The 20,376-nt window shown below is 36.3% G+C and carries 20 protein-coding genes; 15 read left to right on the top strand and 5 right to left on the bottom strand.

All coding sequences use genetic code 11. From position 1 onward, the window contains the following. Positions 1-15 precede the first annotated feature (15 nt). Positions 16-921, bottom strand: a complete 906-nt coding sequence (gene galU / locus MKY69_RS09490) for a UTP--glucose-1-phosphate uridylyltransferase GalU (protein WP_003103063.1) — start codon at positions 919-921, stop codon at positions 16-18. A 21-nt stretch (positions 922-942) separates the two neighbouring features. Continuing rightward, positions 943-1,959, bottom strand: a complete 1,017-nt coding sequence (locus MKY69_RS09485; protein WP_003107779.1) for an NAD(P)H-dependent glycerol-3-phosphate dehydrogenase — start codon at positions 1,957-1,959, stop codon at positions 943-945. Positions 1,960-2,165: 206 nt separating this feature from the next. On the opposite strand from MKY69_RS09485, the gene MKY69_RS09480 reads away from it, so the two are divergent. From MKY69_RS09480 to MKY69_RS09470, 3 genes are read left to right on the top strand one after another with little or no spacing between them, the layout of a single operon-like run. After that, positions 2,166-2,615, top strand: a complete 450-nt coding sequence (locus MKY69_RS09480) for a MarR family winged helix-turn-helix transcriptional regulator (RefSeq protein ID WP_003107776.1) — start codon at positions 2,166-2,168, stop codon at positions 2,613-2,615. Continuing rightward, positions 2,608-4,317 (top strand): ABC transporter ATP-binding protein, encoded by a 1,710-nt coding sequence (locus MKY69_RS09475; RefSeq protein ID WP_003107775.1) that lies wholly within the window; start codon positions 2,608-2,610, stop codon positions 4,315-4,317. The genes MKY69_RS09480 and MKY69_RS09475 overlap by 8 nt, the downstream gene beginning before the upstream one ends. Further along, positions 4,317-6,101 (top strand): ABC transporter ATP-binding protein, encoded by a 1,785-nt coding sequence (locus MKY69_RS09470; RefSeq protein ID WP_340791671.1) that lies wholly within the window; start codon positions 4,317-4,319, stop codon positions 6,099-6,101. Before MKY69_RS09475 ends, MKY69_RS09470 begins: the two co-directional genes overlap by 1 nt. A gap of 48 nt (positions 6,102-6,149) precedes the next feature. Here the strand turns inward: MKY69_RS09470 and MKY69_RS09465 are convergent, their stop codons facing one another. Then, positions 6,150-7,397: an NAD(P)H-dependent oxidoreductase gene (locus tag MKY69_RS09465; protein WP_062806781.1), complete on the bottom strand. Its 1,248-nt coding sequence runs from the start codon at positions 7,395-7,397 to the stop codon at positions 6,150-6,152. An 18-nt stretch (positions 7,398-7,415) separates the two neighbouring features. Beyond that, on the bottom strand, positions 7,416-8,018 hold the full coding sequence (locus MKY69_RS09460) for an NADPH-dependent FMN reductase (protein WP_003104239.1): 603 nt from the start codon (positions 8,016-8,018) through the stop codon (positions 7,416-7,418). Positions 8,019-8,097: 79 nt separating this feature from the next. Here MKY69_RS09460 and MKY69_RS09455 point away from each other — a divergent pair, with 79 nt between their 5' ends. From MKY69_RS09455 to gltX, 6 genes are all read left to right on the top strand, one after another. Continuing rightward, positions 8,098-8,457 (top strand): YbaN family protein, encoded by a 360-nt coding sequence (locus MKY69_RS09455; RefSeq protein WP_004235135.1) that lies wholly within the window; start codon positions 8,098-8,100, stop codon positions 8,455-8,457. Between the two features lie 158 nt (positions 8,458-8,615). Continuing rightward, positions 8,616-9,059: a dUTP diphosphatase gene (locus MKY69_RS09450; protein WP_004235137.1), complete on the top strand. Its 444-nt coding sequence runs from the start codon at positions 8,616-8,618 to the stop codon at positions 9,057-9,059. Positions 9,060-9,101: 42 nt separating this feature from the next. After that, positions 9,102-10,466, top strand: a complete 1,365-nt coding sequence (gene radA, locus MKY69_RS09445; RefSeq protein ID WP_003105352.1) for a DNA repair protein RadA — start codon at positions 9,102-9,104, stop codon at positions 10,464-10,466. Between the two features lie 141 nt (positions 10,467-10,607). Next, positions 10,608-11,105 (top strand): beta-class carbonic anhydrase, encoded by a 498-nt coding sequence (locus tag MKY69_RS09440; protein ID WP_003104325.1) that lies wholly within the window; start codon positions 10,608-10,610, stop codon positions 11,103-11,105. Between the two features lie 130 nt (positions 11,106-11,235). Further along, positions 11,236-11,946 (top strand): TIGR00266 family protein, encoded by a 711-nt coding sequence (locus MKY69_RS09435; RefSeq protein ID WP_003105176.1) that lies wholly within the window; start codon positions 11,236-11,238, stop codon positions 11,944-11,946. A 194-nt stretch (positions 11,947-12,140) separates the two neighbouring features. Further along, complete coding sequence (gene gltX, locus MKY69_RS09430; protein ID WP_003103001.1) at positions 12,141-13,586, top strand: glutamate--tRNA ligase; 1,446 nt, start codon at positions 12,141-12,143, stop codon at positions 13,584-13,586. A 39-nt stretch (positions 13,587-13,625) separates the two neighbouring features. On the opposite strand, the gene MKY69_RS09425 is transcribed toward gltX, so the two are convergent. After that, positions 13,626-14,882, bottom strand: coding sequence for an ISL3 family transposase (locus tag MKY69_RS09425; RefSeq protein WP_017768237.1), 1,257 nt, complete (start codon positions 14,880-14,882; stop codon positions 13,626-13,628). 265 nt (positions 14,883-15,147) lie between these two features. On the opposite strand from MKY69_RS09425, the gene MKY69_RS09420 reads away from it, so the two are divergent. From MKY69_RS09420 to MKY69_RS09395, 6 genes are all read left to right on the top strand, one after another. After that, the gene (locus MKY69_RS09420) at positions 15,148-15,435 is read left to right on the top strand and encodes a hypothetical protein (protein WP_257616465.1); all 288 of its coding nucleotides are present in this window, start codon (positions 15,148-15,150) and stop codon (positions 15,433-15,435) included. A 50-nt stretch (positions 15,436-15,485) separates the two neighbouring features. Further along, positions 15,486-16,364, top strand: a complete 879-nt coding sequence (locus tag MKY69_RS09415) for a hypothetical protein (protein WP_340791663.1) — start codon at positions 15,486-15,488, stop codon at positions 16,362-16,364. 108 nt (positions 16,365-16,472) lie between these two features. After that, positions 16,473-16,943, top strand: coding sequence for a hypothetical protein (locus MKY69_RS09410; protein ID WP_340791662.1), 471 nt, complete (start codon positions 16,473-16,475; stop codon positions 16,941-16,943). A 20-nt stretch (positions 16,944-16,963) separates the two neighbouring features. Next, positions 16,964-18,075, top strand: a protein-coding gene (locus tag MKY69_RS09405) for an IS3-like element IS981 family transposase (protein WP_340790963.1) whose coding sequence is annotated in 2 segments (ribosomal slippage) — positions 16,964-17,180 and positions 17,180-18,075 — 1,113 coding nt in all. Because the reading frame shifts where the segments join, the coding sequence is not laid out codon by codon here. 81 nt (positions 18,076-18,156) lie between these two features. Continuing rightward, positions 18,157-19,065 carry a GHKL domain-containing protein gene (locus tag MKY69_RS09400; RefSeq protein ID WP_340791659.1) on the top strand — a complete coding sequence of 303 codons (909 nt, stop codon included), beginning with the start codon at positions 18,157-18,159 and terminating at the stop codon, positions 19,063-19,065. Continuing rightward, entirely contained in the window at positions 19,066-20,376 is a 1,311-nt protein-coding gene (locus MKY69_RS09395) for a GHKL domain-containing protein (protein ID WP_071519098.1), read from the top strand. It abuts the gene before it with no gap.

Here is a 20,376-nt window from a genome sequence, read left to right as displayed (position 1 = left end):
GCCCCTAGGCACTTTTTATTTTGTTTCTGTTTTTCCTTCCAATTCTTTACCTAATTGGATAATGTATTTTTTCAAATCATCTTTAACTTGCTCATGTTTCAAAGCATAGTCGATAGAAGTTTTCATAAAGCCGAATTTATCACCAACATCATAACGATTCCCAGTGAATTCACGAGCAAAGACGCGTTGCGTTTTGTTCAATGTATCAATAGCATCAGTCAATTGGATTTCGTTACCTGCACCTGGTGCCTGATTTTCTAAGATTTCAAAAATTTCAGGGGTAAGGAGATAGCGTCCAATGATAGCTAAATCACTAGGAGCATCTTCAGGTTTTGGTTTTTCTACGAAAGTTGAAACGCTGTACAAACCATGGTGAGCTTTACCGTGCGGAGCGATTACCCCGTAAGAAGAAACATCTTCATGAGGAACCTTCATAACGGCAATTGTTGACGCATGGGTTGTCTCGAAGTCGTTCATTAATTGTCTTGTTAGGGGAATTACTGAGTTGTCAGTGATATCCATAAGATCGTCACCAAGCATAACGATGAATGGTTCATTTCCAACAAAAGCTTTCGCTTGTAAGACGGCATCACCCAAGCCTCTTGGATGACTTTGTCTGATAAAATGCAAATTGATTGAAGTTGTTTCATCAACTAATTTGAGGAGTTCAGTTTTCCCTTTTTGTTTTAGGTTATACTCTAATTCAAAGTTGGAATCAAAGTGGTCTTCGATGGAACGCTTTGCTTTACCAGTAACAATCAGGATTTCTTCAATCCCAGATTTTAATGCTTCTTCAACAATAAATTGAATTGTTGGTTTGTCAACGATAGGCAACATTTCCTTGGCTAGTGCTTTTGTGGCTGGTAAAAATCTTGTTCCAAGTCCTGCGGCAGGAATAATTGCTTTTCTTACTTTAGTCATTTGTGCCTCCAGTATTACTTATTAGTGCCATTCGTTTTCAGAACGGAATTCATTTGACATCATTTCAAGAATGCTTGCTTTAACTTCAGCACCTTCATAGATAACTCGGTAGATAGCACTTGTAATAGGCATATAGACACCAAGTTCTTGTGCAATTTCATATGCAACTTTAGTTGTTGAAATTCCTTCGATGACCATTCCCATGTTACGTTCAATATCCTCCAGTTTTTCGCCACGACCAAGCGCATCACCAGCACGCCAGTTTCGTGAATGAACAGAAGTACCAGTAACAATTAAGTCACCTACACCAGATAAACCACTGTAAGTTAATGGATTAGCACCAAGTTTAACCCCAAGACGAGTAATTTCAGCTAAACCACGAGTAATGACAGCAGCTTTGGCATTATCACCATAGCCTAAACCGTGAAGGGCACCAGCACCAACAGCTATGATGTTTTTAAGAGCACCAGCTGTTTCAACTCCGATTACATCAGAATTGGTATAAAGACGGAAATAACGGTTACTAAACAAACTTTGGACATATTTAGCAGAATCCAAATCTTTTGATGCTGCAGTAATCAAGGTAATATCACGAACAATTGTTTCTTCCGCATGACTAGGACCTGATACAACGACAATGTCACTGCGTAGCTCGGTAGGAATTTCTTCAGAGATAACAGTTGATAGTCTTTCGTGGGTTCCTGGTTCAAGACCTTTAGAAGCATGCATGATAGTTACTTTATGGTCCAGAACTTCAGCAACTTGTTTGGCAACTAATCGAGTAACTTTTGTTGGCACTACAAAAAGAATTGCATCTACCTCAGCTAAAGCTTCTTTCAAGTTAGTAGTCGCAGTAATGCGTTCATCTAAAACGATATCATTGAAATAACGTGTATTTGTATGCTCTGTATTGATTTCAGTAATTTGTTGCTCTGAGTCTCCCCAAAGGATAACTTGGTGTCCATTATCAATTAAGACTTGAGACAAAGCAGTCCCCCAAGAACCGGGACCTAAAATTGCAACTTTTTGTTTATTCATTCTTTTTCTCCTCGTAATTTAGAGTTAGTCAATTTTATTATAACACAGATGCTTTTATTCATCTAATAGAAAAGGCATACATGGGCTCAAAAATGTAATCATTTTCATAAAAAAGATTAAAATTTTTGAAAAAAATAAGCTATTTTCATTGACAATAGTTCCCAAGAGAACTAAAATAGTCACCATGAGAACTAAGGAGGAAAAATATGTCACGTATTATTGCTGATCTTCGTGATTTGACTCATCAAATTGAACAAATCACTGAAGAAATTGCGCAAGCTTACCATATTGACCAGTTAGCTGGGCCTCAAGGCCATGTACTTGTTTTCTTGGAAAGAAATCAGGACCGAGAAATCTTTGTTAAAGATATTGAAAAAACATTAAATATCTCAAAATCAGTTTCCAGTAATTTAGTTAAACGCATGGAAAAAAATGGTTTTATTGAAGTAGTTCCTTCAATAGCAGATAAACGTTTTAAACAAGTCGTATTAACAGAGGTTGGAAAAGAAAAGATTCCTTTGTTGCATGAATGCCGGAAGGCTATCGAAAATTATTTTTTCAAGGAAATATCAAAAGATGACTTTATGACAGTCAAGCATGTCATAGACCAGCTAAAACTAAATATTGCTGAATACAAAGGAGAGAAAAATGCTTAAAAATGCCATCATGCGTTATAAATGGTATGCCCTAGGTTCTGTCTTAATGATCATAGCAGTTGTAGCAAGTGCATTGTTACAACCTCATTATCTGAAAGATGTGCTAAGTGCAGTCATGAAAAATGACACAGATAAAATTACAGAAGTTGGACAGATATTATTGATTATTGCAGGAGTTGGTTTAATTGCCGGTACTGTCAATACCATTTTAGCAGCTAAGATAGCTCAAGGTGTATCAGCTGATATCCGTGAGAAGGTATTTAGAAAAATCCAAAGTTTTTCATATGCTAATGTTGAGGAATTTAATGCTGGTAATTTAGTTGTTCGTATGACCAACGATGTTAACCAAATCCAAAACTTGGTGATGATGATTTTCCAAGTCTTGCTCCGTTTACCGATTTTATTTATAGGTGCCTTTATTATGGCGGTTAACACTTTACCAAAACTATGGTGGGTTATTATCCTGATGGTTGTATTAATTGCTATTATTATGGCCCTTGTTATGAGTCAAATGGGCCCACGTTTTGGGAAGTTCCAAACCTTGATGGATAAAATTAATCGTATTGCTAAAGAGAATCTACGTGGTGTTCGTGTCGTTAAATCGTTCGTTCAAGAAAGAGAACAATATGCTAAATTCAAAGAGACATCAAATGAACTATTAGATCTTAATATGTTTATTGGGTACGGTTTTTCAATGATGCAACCAGCTTTAATGCTAGTTTCGTATTTAGCTGTTTTTGTATCACTCTTATTAGTTTCCAAGATGGTAAAAACAGATCCAACAGTTATAGGTAGTATTGCTTCCTTCATGACTTATATGATGCAAATCATGTTTTCAATTATTATGGTTGGATTCATGGGGATGCAAGCTAGTCGTGCTTTTATTTCAATTGGTCGTCTGAAAGAAGTTTTAGAGACAGAACCTGCAATGACTTTTGCTACTGAAGAAGTTGAAGATTTAAATGGCGATATTGTTTTTGATCATGTATCTTTCTCATATCCAAATGAAGAAGATGCTATGTTAAAAGATATTTCCTTCTCTATTAAATCTGGGCAAATGGTTGGTGTCGTTGGCGCAACAGGTGCCGGAAAATCAACCTTGGCTCAATTAATTCCTCGTTTATTTGACCCACAAGAGGGTACAATCACAATTGGTGGTAAAGATTTAAAAACACTCAGCCAACAAACACTCCGCGAAACAGTTTCAATTGTTTTGCAAAAAGCTATTCTCTTTTCGGGGACTATTGCAGATAACCTTCGCCAAGGAAATTTAACAGCTGATTTACAAGCTATGGAAAGTGCTGCTAGAATCGCGCAAGCTCAAGAATTTATTGACCGAATGGATTTAGCCTACGAAAGTGAAGTTGAAGAACGTGGAAATAATTTCTCTGGTGGTCAGAAACAACGGATGTCCATTGCTCGTGGGGTTATCAGTAATCCCAAGGTCTTAGTCTTGGACGATTCAACGTCAGCCTTAGATGCTAAGTCAGAGAAACTAGTCCAAGAAGCTTTAAACAAGGACTTGAAAGATACAACAACAATTATCATTGCACAAAAGATTTCGTCAGTGGTTAAAGCCGATACTATCTTAGTTTTAGATGAAGGTAAGTTAATTGGTCAAGGAACCCATGCTGAATTAGTAGCAAATAATGCAGTATACCGTGAAATTTATGATACACAGAAAGGTAAGGAGGAAGACTAATGAAAACAGCACGCTTTTTCTGGTTTTATTTTAAACGTTTTAAATTATCATTTTTCTTTATCTTTGTAGCTATTATTTTAGCCACTTACCTACAAGTTAAAGCACCTGTTTTCTTAGGGGAATCCCTAACTGAAATGGGTAAAATTGGTCAAAAATACTATATGGCAAAAATGGCTGGGCAAACTGGTTTTAAACCAGATATGTCAGATTTTATGGCTGTAATGTGGAAATTGCTTTTAGCTTATATCTTTACAGCTCTTGCTAACCTTGTTTATAGTTTACTCTTTACAAGAATCGTTGCTCACTCAACGAACCGTATGAGAAAAGGGTTATTTGGGAAATTGGAACGTCTTACAGTTGCTTTCTTTGATCAACATAAAGATGGTGATATCTTATCTCGTTTCACTAGTGACCTTGATAATATTCAAAACTCACTTAATCAATCTTTGGTACAGGTTGTAACTAACGTTGCTTTGTATATTGGTTTAGTATGGATGATGTTTAGACAGGACACACGTCTTGCTTGGTTAACTGTTGCCTCAACACCTGTCGCTTTGATTTTCTTAGTTATCATTATCCGTTTAGCTCGCAAATACACTAATATTCAACAAAAAGAAGTCTCAGCATTAAATGCCTACATGGATGAAAAAATTTCTGGTCAAAAAGCTATTATTGTCCAAGGTGTTCAGGCAAAAACGATTAATGGTTTCTTAGAGCATAATGAAAAAGTTCGTCAAGCAACCTTTAGAGGGCGCCTCTTCTCAGGACTACTCTTCCCTGTTATGAACGGGATGAGCCTCGTAAACACAGCCATTGTTATCTTCCTTGGTTCGAAAATTGTCCTAGACGATAAGTCAATTTCAATGGCAGCTGGTTTAGGTTTGGTCGTGATGTTTGTTCAGTATTCACAACAGTACTATCAACCAATCATGCAAATTGCAGCTTCATGGGGGGAGTTACAGTTAGCCTTTACTGGAGCTAGCCGCATACAGGAAATGTTCGATGAAAAAGAAGAAGTCCGTCCAGAGAATGGACCTGTCTTTTCAGAATTAAAAGAAGGCGTTGAAATAAAAAATGTTGATTTCGCCTACTTACCAAATAAAAAAGTTTTATCGAACGTTTCAATTTCTGCGTCAAAAGGTAAAATGGTAGCCGTAGTTGGGCCAACTGGCTCTGGTAAAACAACTATTATGAACCTTATTAACCGTTTCTATGATGTTGATGCTGGCTCAATTACTTTTGATGGTATTGATATTCGTGACTATGATCTGGATAGCCTTCGTAAAAATGTCGGAATTGTATTACAAGAATCAGTCCTTTTCTCAGGTACAATTACAGATAATATCCGATTTGGAGATGATTCCATTAGTCAAGAAATGGTTGAAACAGCTGCGCGTGCAACCCATATTCATGACTTTATCATGTCTTTACCGGAAGGTTACAATACACTAGTAACAGATGATGAAAACATCTTCTCAACAGGTCAAAAGCAATTAATTTCAATTGCCCGGACCCTGTTAACAGATCCACAGGTTCTCATCTTAGATGAAGCAACGTCAAACGTTGATACTGTTACAGAAAGTAAGATTCAGAAAGCTATGGAAGCTATTGTCGCAGGTCGAACAAGCTTTGTTATCGCCCACAGACTAAAAACGATATTAAATGCTGATGAGATTATTGTCTTAAAAGACGGTGAAGTCATCGAGCAAGGAAATCATCACGAGCTCCTCAGACAAAAAGGATTCTACTCAGAACTCTACCACAACCAGTTTGTGTTTGAGTAAAAAAAGACTCGATTTTAAAATCGAGTCTTTTTTTTTAAGTTCAAATAATTAGCTTTCAGAAGCACCAGAATTTGCATCTGCTTCAGCAACAACAGCTGCAGCATCTCCGGTGTCTGAAGCACCTGAGCTAGCATCGGCATGAGCGTGTGCAGCTGCAGGCATTGCACTTGCTTTACCACCGGCTAAATGTTGGCCTGTTTCTTTTAAGTACCAGTCTAACCATGGTTTAAAGTTGAAGACAATTTCATTAATACCAGCATAAGATCCATCAGGATAGTACATTGCTTGGTAGTTGTGTGTATTAATGATTTCTGCTGGGGAACCAGGTACAATTGTCCGAACATACTCTTGGTTACCGTTACGAAGTGTCCCAATAACCCATTCAACATTCTTCATACGTTTTGGAGGAAGACTTCCGTGAACAGTCGACATACGGTTCCCAACTTGTGCAGGCACACGTTTAGCATACATTGTTTCTGGGTCTTGGTGGGCATTGTTGTAATAGAGGAATTGATTATTGTCATCAGCGAAGGTTAGCTCGAATGGCATAGCTTTCAAGAACATATTGATTTGATCAACTGTCAAGAGACCATTATCAAGTTTGACATAAGTGTCCCCTTCAACTGCATTGACAACTTTAGAAGCTTTTTCTAACCAATCTGGATCATCTGGATCGATTTCAGTAATCGTAGTAGCAATTGGTTTACTAGCATCTAAATCTTCAGGCATAATTGCTTTAGGTTTTTTTAAAGCAGAAACGACACCAACATATTTGATGAAGTTATCTAAACAAGATTCTAAGAATTTCACAGTTCCCTCGTTAATGATGTTTCCTTTGTCGTCAAAAGCTTCTTTAGCTTTACCCAGTAAGAATTCATTTCCTGGTAATGTGTAAGCATTGACACCTGGAGCATCCAGAATTTTACGTAAATGTACCTGAGCGCGTGATGTTCCTTGGTCATAGTAAGAAGCTCCCACAATCATAACGGGCTTATTTTCAAGTGGATGAAGACTGAAAGACATCAATTCTAAAGCACTCTTCAAAGCAGGTGTAATGGTGTGATTATGTTCAGGAGTGGCAATGATTACACCATCAGCACGAGTGATTTTGTTGTACATATATTGCACCGCAAATTCATTTGACTGATTTGTGTCATCTTGGTTGAACATAGGAATATCTTTGATTTCTAATAGTTCAAGATCAAATTTTGTTTTAAACTGACGTCTAATAAATTCAAGTAAGATACGGTTATATGATTGTTCAGCGTTTGAGCCGACGATACCTACAAATTTCATATTTGACTTCCTCTTTTCTTATAAACTTTCCCAGTCAAAGTTCTCAGCATTTTTTTTCAAAAGATCTTGAGCATTAGACAACTTACCGGTAATTTTTACAAAAATACGAAAATCATCAAAGATGGCATCTAATTTTTGAATAGTTTCTAGGTCAAATAAATTACCATCATTATCGAATGCTTGAAGGGAATGAGATAGTAAGAATTCATCTGGCATAACAGTTGCTTTTAATTCTGGTGCATTTAGGATTTGACGTAATTGTAGTTGTGCACGAGAAGAACCGAGAGTTCCATATGAAGCACCAGTAATCATGACTGGTTTTTTCAACAGTGGATAAATTCCATAGGATAACCAGGCTAGTGCATTCATCAGTACGGCAGGAATAGAGTGGTCATATTCAGGTGTACCGATAATGACACCATCAGCAGCCTCAATTTTTGATGCGATTTCTTTTACTATTTCAGGGACAACCTTGTTAGCAGGCTTGTTAAAGACTGGTATATCCTTGATTTCAATTATTTCAATATCACACTTATCCGCAAAATGATTAACCATATATTGGAGAAGCTTACGATTAGTGGAATTTTTTGAATTAGTTCCGACGATACTAATCAGTTTCATAGTATTTCCTCTTTTCTAATAACCAAGAGATTTTCTCTTAATTTGATATAATGGTAAAAAATTAAGAAAAAGGATTATCATGAAAAAAATAATATATATTACGGTTGGTTTAATAAGTTTCGTATTGGGAATTATTGGGATACCGTTACCAATTTTACCCACAACACCCCTTTTGTTACTTGCAGGATTTTGTTTCTCCAGAAGTTCAGATCGTTTTAACAGTTGGTTGGTCAACACAAAAGTTTATAAATACTACGTCGGTGACTATTTAGAAACGCGGACAATTGCTAGGGACCGCAAAAAGAAAATATGTATCCAAGTTTGGATATTAATGGGAATATCTATTATTTTTGCTCCGTTCGTATGGATGAAGATTTTGTTCTTTGGCATGACAGCAATCATGTCAGTTGTCCTATTTAAGTTCGTACCTGGAAATTAGTCATAATTTATCTCAACTCTGGTTGGGATTTTTTCTTTATGAGAATAGCAAAGCTGTCATCATTTTTTGCTATTCTTTTTCGAATAAATTATAATAGAGACATTGTTAAAAATGAAAAGGAAAAGGTCCCCTTTTAAAGGTGACTTGGTAGTATTAAAATGAAAAATCGTGGATTTGAATTAGTTAGTGCATATACAGATGAGAATTTATTACCAAAACGTGAAACAACACATGCTGCTGGTTATGATTTGAAAGTAGCAGAGCCTGTTACTATTAAACCAGGTGAGATTAAATTGGTCCCAACTGGTGTCAAAGCCTATATGCAAGCTGGCGAAGTACTCTTTTTGTTTGACCGCTCATCAAATCCTCGCAAAAAAGGACTAGTATTGATTAATTCTGTGGGTGTAATTGATGGTGATTACTACGGAAATCCGGACAATGAGGGGCACATCTTCGCTCAGATGAAGAACATCAGCGACCAATCAGTTGTTCTTGAACCTCTAGAACGCATTGTCCAAGCTGTTTTTGTACCGTTTTTACTTGTTGATGGCGATCAAGCTGATGGCGTCCGTACAGGTGGATTTGGGTCAACAGGTCGTTAAGTTGTATCAGCGCAGCAATTCTTAAAAAGGAAAGGCCTAAAGATGGCAAAGAAAAAGGCAACATTTGTCTGTCAGGAGTGTGGTTATCAGTCGCCTAAGTATTTGGGTCGCTGCCCTAACTGCTCGTCTTGGTCGTCATTTGTTGAAGAAGTTGAAGTTAAGGAAGTCAAGAATGCGCGTGTTAGCATGTCTGGAGAGAAATCGAAACCGATTAAACTGAAAGATGTGGATAATATACACTATGCTCGCACTCAGACTGATATGGATGAGTTTAATCGTGTGCTTGGTGGTGGTGTTGTTCCTGGGAGCATGATTCTAATTGGTGGTGATCCTGGGATAGGGAAGTCAACTTTGCTTTTACAGGTATCGACCCAGTTAGCGAACAAGGGGACGGTTCTCTATGTTTCTGGTGAGGAATCGGCAGAGCAAATTAAACTCCGTAGTGAACGTCTTGGTGACATTGATAATGAATTCTATCTTTATGCTGAGACTAATATGGAAAATGTCCGTGTAGAGGTGGAACGGATTCAGCCTGATTTTTTAATTATTGACTCGATTCAAACGATGATGAGTCCAGAAATTTCTGGTATCCAAGGTTCTGTTAGTCAGGTAAGAGAAGTGACTGCTGAATTGATGCAATTAGCCAAAACTAATAACATTGCCACCTTTATTGTTGGTCATGTAACTAAGGAAGGGACTTTGGCAGGTCCACGGATGCTAGAACATATGGTGGATACGGTTCTCTATTTTGAAGGAGAAAGGCATCATACCTTCAGGATCCTAAGAGCTGTCAAAAATCGTTTTGGGTCGACTAATGAAATTGGTATCTTTGAGATGCAATCGGCTGGTTTAGTAGAAGTGCTTAATCCTAGCCAAGTATTCTTAGAAGAACGTTTGGATGGAGCTACTGGTTCTGCCATTGTCGTCACAATGGAAGGTAGTCGGCCAATTCTTGCAGAGGTGCAATCACTTGTAACACCAACCGTATTTGGTAATGCCAGACGGACGACAACGGGTTTGGATTTTAACAGGGTCAGTTTGATTATGGCTGTTTTGGAAAAACGCTGTGGACTTCTCCTGCAAAATCAGGACGCCTATCTCAAGTCTGCTGGGGGAGTCAAGCTTGATGAACCAGCTATTGACCTTTCTGTAGCGGTAGCCATTGCGTCCAGCTATAAGGAAAAGCCGACTAATCCTCAAGAAGCTTTCTTAGGTGAGATAGGTTTGACGGGAGAGATTCGTCGAGTGACGCGAATTGAACAGCGGATAAATGAGGCAGCCAAATTAGGCTTTACGAAGGTTTATGCGCCTAAGAACTCTTTACAAGGGATTAAAATTCCTAGTGGTATTGAAGTTATTGGGGTAGCAACAGTAGGACAAGTCCTAAATGCTGTATTTTCGAAATAAATAGACCATCTCTTGGGATGGTTCTTATTTTCCGAACATTGTAAAGTTTACAGTTTGGACAACTGATTTTTTATAAAAATCGTGATAAACTAAAAGAAATCTGATAGTCAAACCACTTAGGTGCAACAATTAGGAGGAATTATGTCATACTTTGAACAATTTTTGAAAGCCAATCAAGCTTATGTGGAACTTCATGGGACTACACATTTGCCAAATAGTCCAAAAATGCGGGTAGCAATAGTCACATGTATGGATTCTCGTCTCCACGTAGCGCAAGCACTAGGACTTGCCCTTGGGGATGCTCATATTTTAAGAAATGCCGGTGGTCGGATTACAGATGATATGATTCGTTCTTTAACAATCTCGCAACAGCAGATGGGGACCCGCGAAATTGTTGTTCTGCACCATACAGACTGTGGTGCACAGACTTTTACCAATGAAAGTTTCACTGCTCACCTTCACAAAGAGCTAGGTGTCGATGTAAGCGGTCAAGACTTCCTACCTTTTGAAAATGTGGAAGATAGCGTCCGCGAGGACATGGCTATTCTCAGAAAATCACCATTAATTCCTGAAGATGTTGTGATCAATGGCGCGGTCTATGATGTTGACAGTGGCCGAATGACGCAAGTAATGGAATAATTCATAACCTTTTGCAGAGCTGAATTCAGCTCTTTTTTTATTTTTAAAGATTACTGAAAATATTAGACAAAGAATAAGGAAAGCGTTATAATAATTGTATCAAGTCTTTCATACAAATAAGGAGAGTAAGATGGTCGACAATAGGATGAGATTTACGATTGATCAAGACATGCAGTTTCCATTAGTTGAGATTGAACTGGAACATGGGGAATCAGTATACTTACAACAAGGTAGTATGGTCTATCACACTGAAAATGTGACCCTAAATACTAAATTGAACGGTAAGGGATCTGGTTTAGGAAAATTAGTCGGAGCTATTGGTCGTTCGATGGTTTCAGGCGAGTCAATGTTTATCACACAAGCTATTTCCAATGGTGAAGGAAAGCTAGCACTTGCTCCAAATACTCCAGGACAAGTTGTTGCATTAGAATTAGGCGAAAAACAATACCGCCTAAATGATGGTGCTTTTCTAGCCTTAGATGGTTCAGCTGAGTACAAAATGGAACGCCAAAATATTGGTAAAGCGCTGTTTGGTGGTCAAGGTGGATTATTTGTAATGAGCACAGATGGACAAGGAACCTTATTAGCTAACTCATTTGGTTCAATTAAGAAAATTACCCTCGAAGGTGGTACAATGACTATTGATAATGCCCATGTAGTAGCATGGAGTAGAGAACTTGACTATGATATTCATTTAGAAAATGGCTTTATGCAGTCAATTGGAACTGGTGAAGGTGTTGTCAATACCTTTAGAGGTCACGGAGAAGTTTATATTCAAAGTTTAAACCTTGAACAATTTGCTGGTGCCCTTAAACGCTACCTACCAACAAATTCAAATTAATAAGATAAACATAGAATCAGCCTTTCTAGGCTGATTTTTTTCGCCTAAGGCTGTAAAATATGCTATAATAATAAAGATTTAAATCGTAAGATTTTATAGGAAACTAATTTGGTTGGAGCAAGCTCAAATAGCAATTTGTTGCTTGTTTTTCATGCCACAGGTTTCTTAATGTACTTTGTAATAGGAGAAGAAGAATGTCTAAACCAATTCGTGTGCGTTACGCACCAAGTCCAACTGGACTTTTACATATCGGGAATGCCCGTACAGCCCTATTTAACTACCTTTATGCTCGCCATCATGGTGGAGATTTCATCATTCGTATTGAGGACACTGACCGCAAACGCCATGTTGAAGATGGTGAACGTTCACAGCTTGAAAACTTAAAATGGTTGGGAATGGATTGGGATGAAAGTCCGGAAACACATGAAAATTACCGTCAATCTGAACGCTTAGAACTCTACCAAAAATATATTGATCAGTTATTAGCTGATGGTAAAGCTTACAAGTCATATGTAACAGAAGAAGAACTAGCTACTGAACGCGAACGCCAAGAAGCAGCTGGTGAAACGCCTCGTTACATTAATGAATTTATTGGTATGTCTGCAGACCAAAAAGCAGACTACATTGCTGAACGTGAAGCAGCTGGTATTATACCAACAGTCCGTCTTGCTGTTAATGAAGCTGGTATTTACCAATGGACTGATATGGTTAAAGGCGACATCAGCTTTGAAGGTGGCAACATCGGTGGAGACTGGGTTATCCAGAAAAAAGATGGTTACCCAACTTACAACTTTGCCGTTGTGATTGATGACCATGATATGCAGATCTCACACGTTATTCGTGGGGATGACCATATTGCTAATACACCAAAACAATTGATGATTTATGAGGCACTTGGCTGGGAAGCACCAGAATTTGGACATATGACTTTGATTATCAATTCTGAAACTGGGAAAAAACTGTCTAAACGGGATACTAACACACTTCAATTTATTGAAGACTATCGTAAAAAAGGTTACCTTCCAGAATCAGTTTTCAACTTCATAGCTTTGCTGGGATGGAATCCCGGTGGTGAAGATGAGATTTTCAGCCGCCAAGAATTAATAGACCTCTTTGACGAAACTCGTCTTAGCAAATCTCCAGCTGCCTTCGATCAGAAGAAAATGGATTGGATGAGCAACGAGTACCTTAAACATGCCGATTTCCAAACTGTTTTTGCTCTCTGTAAACCTTTCTTGGAAGAAGCAGGGCGATTAAACGAAAAAGCCGAAAAATTAGTTGAATTGTATCAACCTCAATTAAAATCTGCAGATGAAATTGTGCCACTAACAGACTTGTTCTTTGCTGATTTCCCTGAATTGACTGAGGCAGAAAAAGAAGTAATGGCTGGTGAAACAGTTCCGACTGTCTTGAAAGCCTTTAAAGAAAAATTAGAAGCTATGTCAGATGAAGATTTCCAGCCTGACAATATCTTCCCACAAATCAAAGCTGTTCAAAAGGAAACAGGTATCAAAGGGAAAAATCTCTTTATGCCAATTCGGATTGCTGTTTCAGGTGAAATGCATGGTCCAGAATTACCTAACACCATCTATCTTTTAGGCCGCGAAAAATCTATTGAACATATTAATAATATGCTCTAATTTTAGGCTCTTTGTCAACTGTAGTGGGTAGATGAAAAGCTAACACCTAGAGAGGACGAACTTCGTCCTCTCTTTCTTTATGTTCAATGCAATCAAAATCCGTTTTTTAAAGTTTTCAAAGTTCCTGAAACCAAAGGCATTTCTCTTAATGACTTTGATGAGATTATTGGTAGCTTCCAGTTTGGCGTTGGAATAAGGCAATTCCATGGCGTTTACAACCTTGTCTTTATCCTTTAAAAATGTCTTCAATACCGTCTGGAAAATAGGATTAACGATGGCTATTTCCTGTTCGATGAGGTCAAAGAAATGGTCTGAGTTCTTCTCTTGGAAATGAAATAAGAGAAGCTGATAGAGTACATAGTGTTGTCGTAGTTCCTCGGAGAAAGACAGGAGTTTTTCTAGGATTTCCTTGTTAGTCAAATGCATTCGAAACATAGGACGATAAAATCGTTTATCGCTGAGTTTACGGCTATCTTGTTGTATCAATTTCCAGTAACGTTTCAAGGCTCGGTATTCCTGCGATTTTCTGTCGAATTGATTCATAATTTGAATACGGACACGGTTCATAGCACGACTAAGGTGTTGCACGATATGAAAGCGATCGAGTACAATTTTTGCATTCGGAAAAAGTTGTTTAGCAAGTTGATAATAGGGACTAAACATATCCATGGTAATCACTTTGACCCGATTTCTAACCTTTCTAGGATAGCGAAGAAAGTGGTTTCGGATGGTTGCTTGAGTTCTTCCGTCGAGAATGGCGATGACATTTAGGGAGTCGAAATCTTGAGCGATGAAGCTCATTTTCCCCTTCTTGAAGGCATACTCGTCCCAACTCATCACCTCAGGTAGGGTATTCCAATCCGTTTCAAACTTGAACTCATTGAGCTTTCTCATAACTGACGATGTTGAAATTGATAGCCTGTGTGCAATATGTTTCATTGCTTGATTTTCGATGAGTAATTGTGCGATTTTCTGGTTAACAGCGACAGAGATTTGGTGGTTCTTCTTGACAAGAGGAGTTTCAGCGACCGCCATTTTTCCGCAATCTTTACACTTGAAACGACGCTTTCTAAGGCGGATAAGTAAAGGGTAGCCAGCAGTTTCTAAGTAGGGGATTTTAGAAGTTTTCTGGTAGTCGTACTTAGCCATTTGTCCCTTGCATTTTGGGCATTTAGGGGCTGTGTAGTCCAAGTGACCGTGGAGTTCTAAGTGAGTTCCCATATCATATTCATCAGTGATAGTGATATTTTTGTCTTTAATTCTGAGAAAATTTGTGATAAGATTTAGTTGTTCCATATGAGTCTTTCTAAAATGATAGTTTGAGCACTTTTCATTATAGGTCATATGGGACTTTTTGTATATACTCAAAAAGGCTCCATAATCTCTACAGTGGATTTACCCACTACAGAAATTATAGAGCCTAATTTTAAATCCCCCTTTTGTGTGTAACAATTGGGGGATTTAAAATTTAATTGTGAAAAATTTCAATGGTAAGTCGTTGATTAAAAGAGATAGGTATAGTATGATTTATAAGAAATCGGTTTGTGAGAGGGAACGTTGAATGACTGATTCTTTATTAATAATGATAATCTTTATTGTACGTTTTGGGGTGGCTTGGTTCATGTTTTTTGACATGGAGTATTCAGTCGACTCTGAAAAAAATAAAATGCCTTGGCTAACGCTAGGGCTATTTGTCGTACTTGAAATGGTAATCATTGGTCTTGTCGGACCTTGGTACCTGCTAAATGAGCCGCTTTTGATGTTTATCTATCATTACATGAAATTTCCTCATGACAAAATGTTACATCATTTTTTTTCTCACAATTTCCTGTTGTTGCAACTGATTTAATTTCCAAGGTTATGCTCTTTTTTGTCATACCTTTCCTTAGCAATTCGAGTATGTCTGAGACAGTTTCAAATTACTATTATTTGATTTTAGCTTATCTTTTAGTTATGCCAGTTTTGAACTTTTCGTCCAAAGTCTTCTCCATAGACGACTTTAAATTTATTAGATTTAATACAAGAGTTTTTAACCGTTTTGTCATTTTTACGGAAGTCACTTTTATCATTTATTATATCTTAATATATAGTCATCTTAATTTTTTCCAAGATATTCATAGCTTTAAAAAACTAATAATTATTATTGCGTTTTTTATTTTCTTGTATTTGCTTTCTTTTTTAAATAATTACTTTATCCAAACGAGTAAAAATCGGATTCGCGAAGAAGAAGAGAATCACTTAAGACTCTTGGAAGATTATAATCGGTATTTAGAAAAACTCTATAAAAATATTCGCTCATTTAGACATGACTATGACAATATCATAATTAGTTTATCTGGAAGTATTGATAGTGGAGATTTTGAAACAATTCAAACAATCTATACTCAAATTTTAAATAAAGTTGAAAAAATTATGGATGATGATTTATCTTTGCGCTTAAATGAATTTTCAAAAGTAAAAGACTTCAACTTAAGGTTACTTTTAGCTTTAAAAGTTTATAAAGCAAGGCAAATTGGAATAGACACTCAAATTGATATTTCTGGAAGTTTAGATGTTCCTTTTCTAGATAGTGCAGATGATATGGTCCTATTATCTGCTGTCAGTGATTTAGCTATTAACCTTGTTCAAGACACGCAAGAAGTTTTAATTAAGGTTCGTTATGATTTGACACAAAGTGAAGGTATTAATTTAGTAATAGAAACTGGAGCTGAAAAATTATTTGTCCAGAGCGTAAGGAAGTTCTGGATCAAATCGAACAAGTCCGGAATACATTTATAAGTTTGCTAGCAAAATATGATAAGCTTACTTACCGGGTCAAACAGTTTGATCGTGTGATTGTTCAGCAAGTAATTATAGAACCGCTAGAAAAGATTGGGGGTAAATAAGATGGAATTGATTCGTTCATTTTTAGTATACATTTTAGTCTTATCAGCCTACTTATTTGTTTTTCAAAGAATTACTAATCGGAAAGTTACAGTTTTACCTGTTCTATCTTATTTTGTCATAGGGTCGCTTTGTACTTATGTCTTAGACTTTTTTACAATTATGATTGATCCAGTTTATCTCATTGTTTTTTCTTTTTTCACTAAAAGAAATTCACCAATAATCCATCATGTTTTTTATAGTTTCTATGCTGTAACTACTGTGGAACTATTATCTCGTACACTTGGCTATGTTATACTACCGACTATTTTTCAAGTTAGTACGGACACTATATCTAGTGATTACCGCTATCTCTTTGTGACTTATATCTTGGTTTTTCCATTTTATTATTTAGTTCACTACTTACTTCATATTGACTATCAAATGATACGAAGGGTGATGTTATCCTTAAATCTTAGAGTCACTATTGTATAATTTAGACAAAGGACAAAAACATGCAAAAACGCTACTCAAAAGAATTTAAAGAAACCCTTATCGCCTTCTATCATTCTGGTCAATCCGTCACCCAGCTGTCTAAAGAATACGACGTGGCCCCTGCAACAATTTATAAATGGATAGACCTCTACTCTACATCTAATGAAAGCTCCGTCTCTAAAGCTGATTTTCTAGAATTAAAAAGACAACTGGCTAAAGTTAAGGAAGAACGAGACATCTTAAAAAAAGTATTGACCATATTCGCCGAGAAAAAGAAGTGAGTGCTGCGGATATGGCTCAAACCATACAAACTTTAGCACTCAATGTCAGACTAAGCTGTCAACTCCTTGATGTTCCTGAATCAAGTTATTATGAACGGATTAACCGACATCCATCTAAAACTCAATTAAGGAGACAATACCTGTCACTCAAAATTTCTCAACTCTTCAATGCTAACCGAGGAATCTATGGTGCTCCTAAAATTCATCATCTTCTACTTAAACAAGGGGAAAAAGTCGGGTTAAAACTGGTACAGAAGCTAATGAAGCAACTTCAACTCAAGTCTGCAGTCATTAAGAAATTTAAGCCTGGATACTCACTAAGTGATCACATCAATCGAAAAAATCTCATACAGACTGAACCTACAAAGAAAAATAAGGTTTGGTCAACCGACATTACTTATATTCCTACTCAACAAGGATGGGCTTATCTCTCAACCATTATGGATCGTTATACTAAAAAAGTCATTGCTTGGGATTTGGGCAAGCGAATGACTGTAGAATTAGTGCAAAGAACTTTAAATAAGGCCATTAACTCACAAGACTATCCAGAAGCTGTTATTCTTCATTCTGACCAAGGAAGCCAGTATACGAGTCTAGAGTATGAAGAGTTGCTTAAGTATTATGGGATGACTCACTCTTTCAGTCGAAGGGGATACCCTTATCATAATGCCAGTCTTGAATCTTGGCATGGACATTTAAAAAGAGAGTGGGTGTATCAATTTAAATATAAGAACTTTGAAGAAGCCTATCAGAGTATTTTCTGGTACATCGAAGCCTTTTATAATTCAAAACGAATCCATCAAAGTTTAGGGTATCTTACACCTAATCAATTTGAAAAGGTAAGTGCTTAAAATAAATAGATTAAAATTCTACGTTTGTTACTCTAAAAACTTGACTTAACGTCAGGTAATGATTATAGGCATATTTTTCGAATGGAAAATACCGATCGGGCAAAAAATTTCTATAATATCTTCATCATTTTCATGGTGGCTTATTATGTTGATATTTTCTTGGTATTGGGAATTGTGGATCCTTTTATCTACTATAAACATCCTATGAAGGTTGAACCTTCTTATAAAATCTTGTTCTTTACTTTTACTTTATTATTTCTTTATATGTTGTCATATTTTAATTATAAATCAAAGGAATATATGGAAGAAGACTTAAAAAAAGAACAAGAGGAGTATATTCAAAATTTAGAGGCTTACGGCCATCACTTAGATTCCTTATATAGAGATGGCAAAGAATTTCAAGCAAATTATTTAGCCCGATTAAATAAACTAGGCTATGCTTTAAAAGAAAATGACCTAGATCATGTCAAGTCTGTTTATTATCAGATTGTTGAGAAGGCTAATCATTATTGGGATCAGAAGCATTATAACATCTCTAAATTGGGAGCTATCTCGATTTCTTCTGTAAAGAGTTTACTCTCAGCAAAAATTATTGAAGCTGAGGATAAAGGTCTTGAAGTATCCTTAGAAATTCCAGATTATATCACGCATTCCAATATTTCAGAATTAGACTTTCTTCTATTAATTTCTGTCTTTTTTGATAATGCCATTGAAGCAGCGCAATTATCCAAAAGAAAAACAATATCCATCGCCTATTTCACGATGGATGAAAAGCAATACTTCGTTATTGAAAATAGCACTTTGGAAGAGAAAGTAGATATTACGACTATCTTTGGTGATGGTTTTTCAACTAAAGGACAAGGACGTGGAATCGGTTTGGCCAATGTTGAAAAGATCTTGGAGAAATATCCGCTAGTGATTTTAGCTACAAAAAGCTCAGCCTATTTGTTTAGTCACGTGCTTACACTGCCAGAGAATGGGGATGTTTAAATGCAACAATTATTACCAACCCTTGTTTTATATAGTTTGATTTTTTTTGATGTTTGGTTTTTCTTTTCGATAGTATCGGGCATTTCCAAATCTTGGTGGGAACTAGCTTTAACATACATAATGTTTTTAGTTTTAAATGTTACTTTCAATAATAGTATACTTTTCAATCAATTATTTTTTATAGCTCTTTCATATTTTTGCGGAAAAGATAAAAAATGGTCACATCATATTTTTTATGGTTTATTTTCGATTATTTTATGTGAGATCATATTTAGGCTCATGGCCTTGTTAGTTATGCCAATTTTATTTTCAATAACCTTATCTGAAATTAATGCCCAACTCTGGATAAAAGTGGTTGTTTATTTAGCAATTTTACCCGTCTTTAGCCTAGTATCATATCTTTTCAATGTAGATATCACATTAATTAAACATATTAATAATGAACGATTTTCAAAATTTGTAGTTGGAATGAATCTCATCATGTTTTCATACTTGATTATCGTCAATTTCATTCCTAAAGAACTAGGAATTTTACCAGAGGTTTTCCAAACCTACCGTACACACATTACTTTAGTATACATGATAGTCCTTATCTGGTTTATTATGCAACTGGATCGCTTTGCAAAACAACAGCTTCATCAAAGATTAAAGCTGGCTCAGCAAGAAAGAATCAACAATTTAGAGAACTACAATAATTATATTGAGGGCCTCTATCAAGAAATCAGAACGATAAAACATGACTCTGAAAATATTTTAATAAGTTTAAAAGATAGTATTGATAAAGGTAGTAAGGAAGAAATTGAAAGAGTTTATCATACAGTGGTTCAACAATCTGCTCGTCAATTCTTGGATCTATCTTCAGGCTATCAAGATTTAGAAAATATTGAAGAAGGTGTTGTACGAAGTTTATTAAATGCTAAAATCTACGAAGCACACCATCTAGGAATGGAAGTCTATTTAGAAATTCCAGATAAAATTAATTCTTATCACATTAAATTACTAGATTTAGTTGTATTGATTTCAATTTTATTAGATAATGCTATTGAAACAGCTAAAGGTAGTTTGCGCCCCTTTATTTCAATTGCAACGTTTGAAGAAGGGGACCAACAATTTTTAATTATTGAAAACGCTAGTAAAAATAAAATTGTTGATATGTCAAAATTATATAATACTAGTGAATCAACTGATATGGAAAGTTACCAAAAGAGTTTATCACGCTTTGTAGCTATTCTAAATGACTATCCAGCCTCAACTTTTTCAACAAGAAGCAATCATTATCGCTTCCGACAAATCTTAGAAATGAGACTATAG

The organism is Streptococcus sp. FSL R7-0212 (genome assembly GCF_038007985.1).
In the GTDB taxonomy this organism is placed as follows: domain Bacteria; phylum Bacillota; class Bacilli; order Lactobacillales; family Streptococcaceae; genus Streptococcus; species Streptococcus parauberis.
Note: the sequence above shows the minus strand (reverse complement) of the source record. Positions and strands in the feature narration are given on the sequence as shown.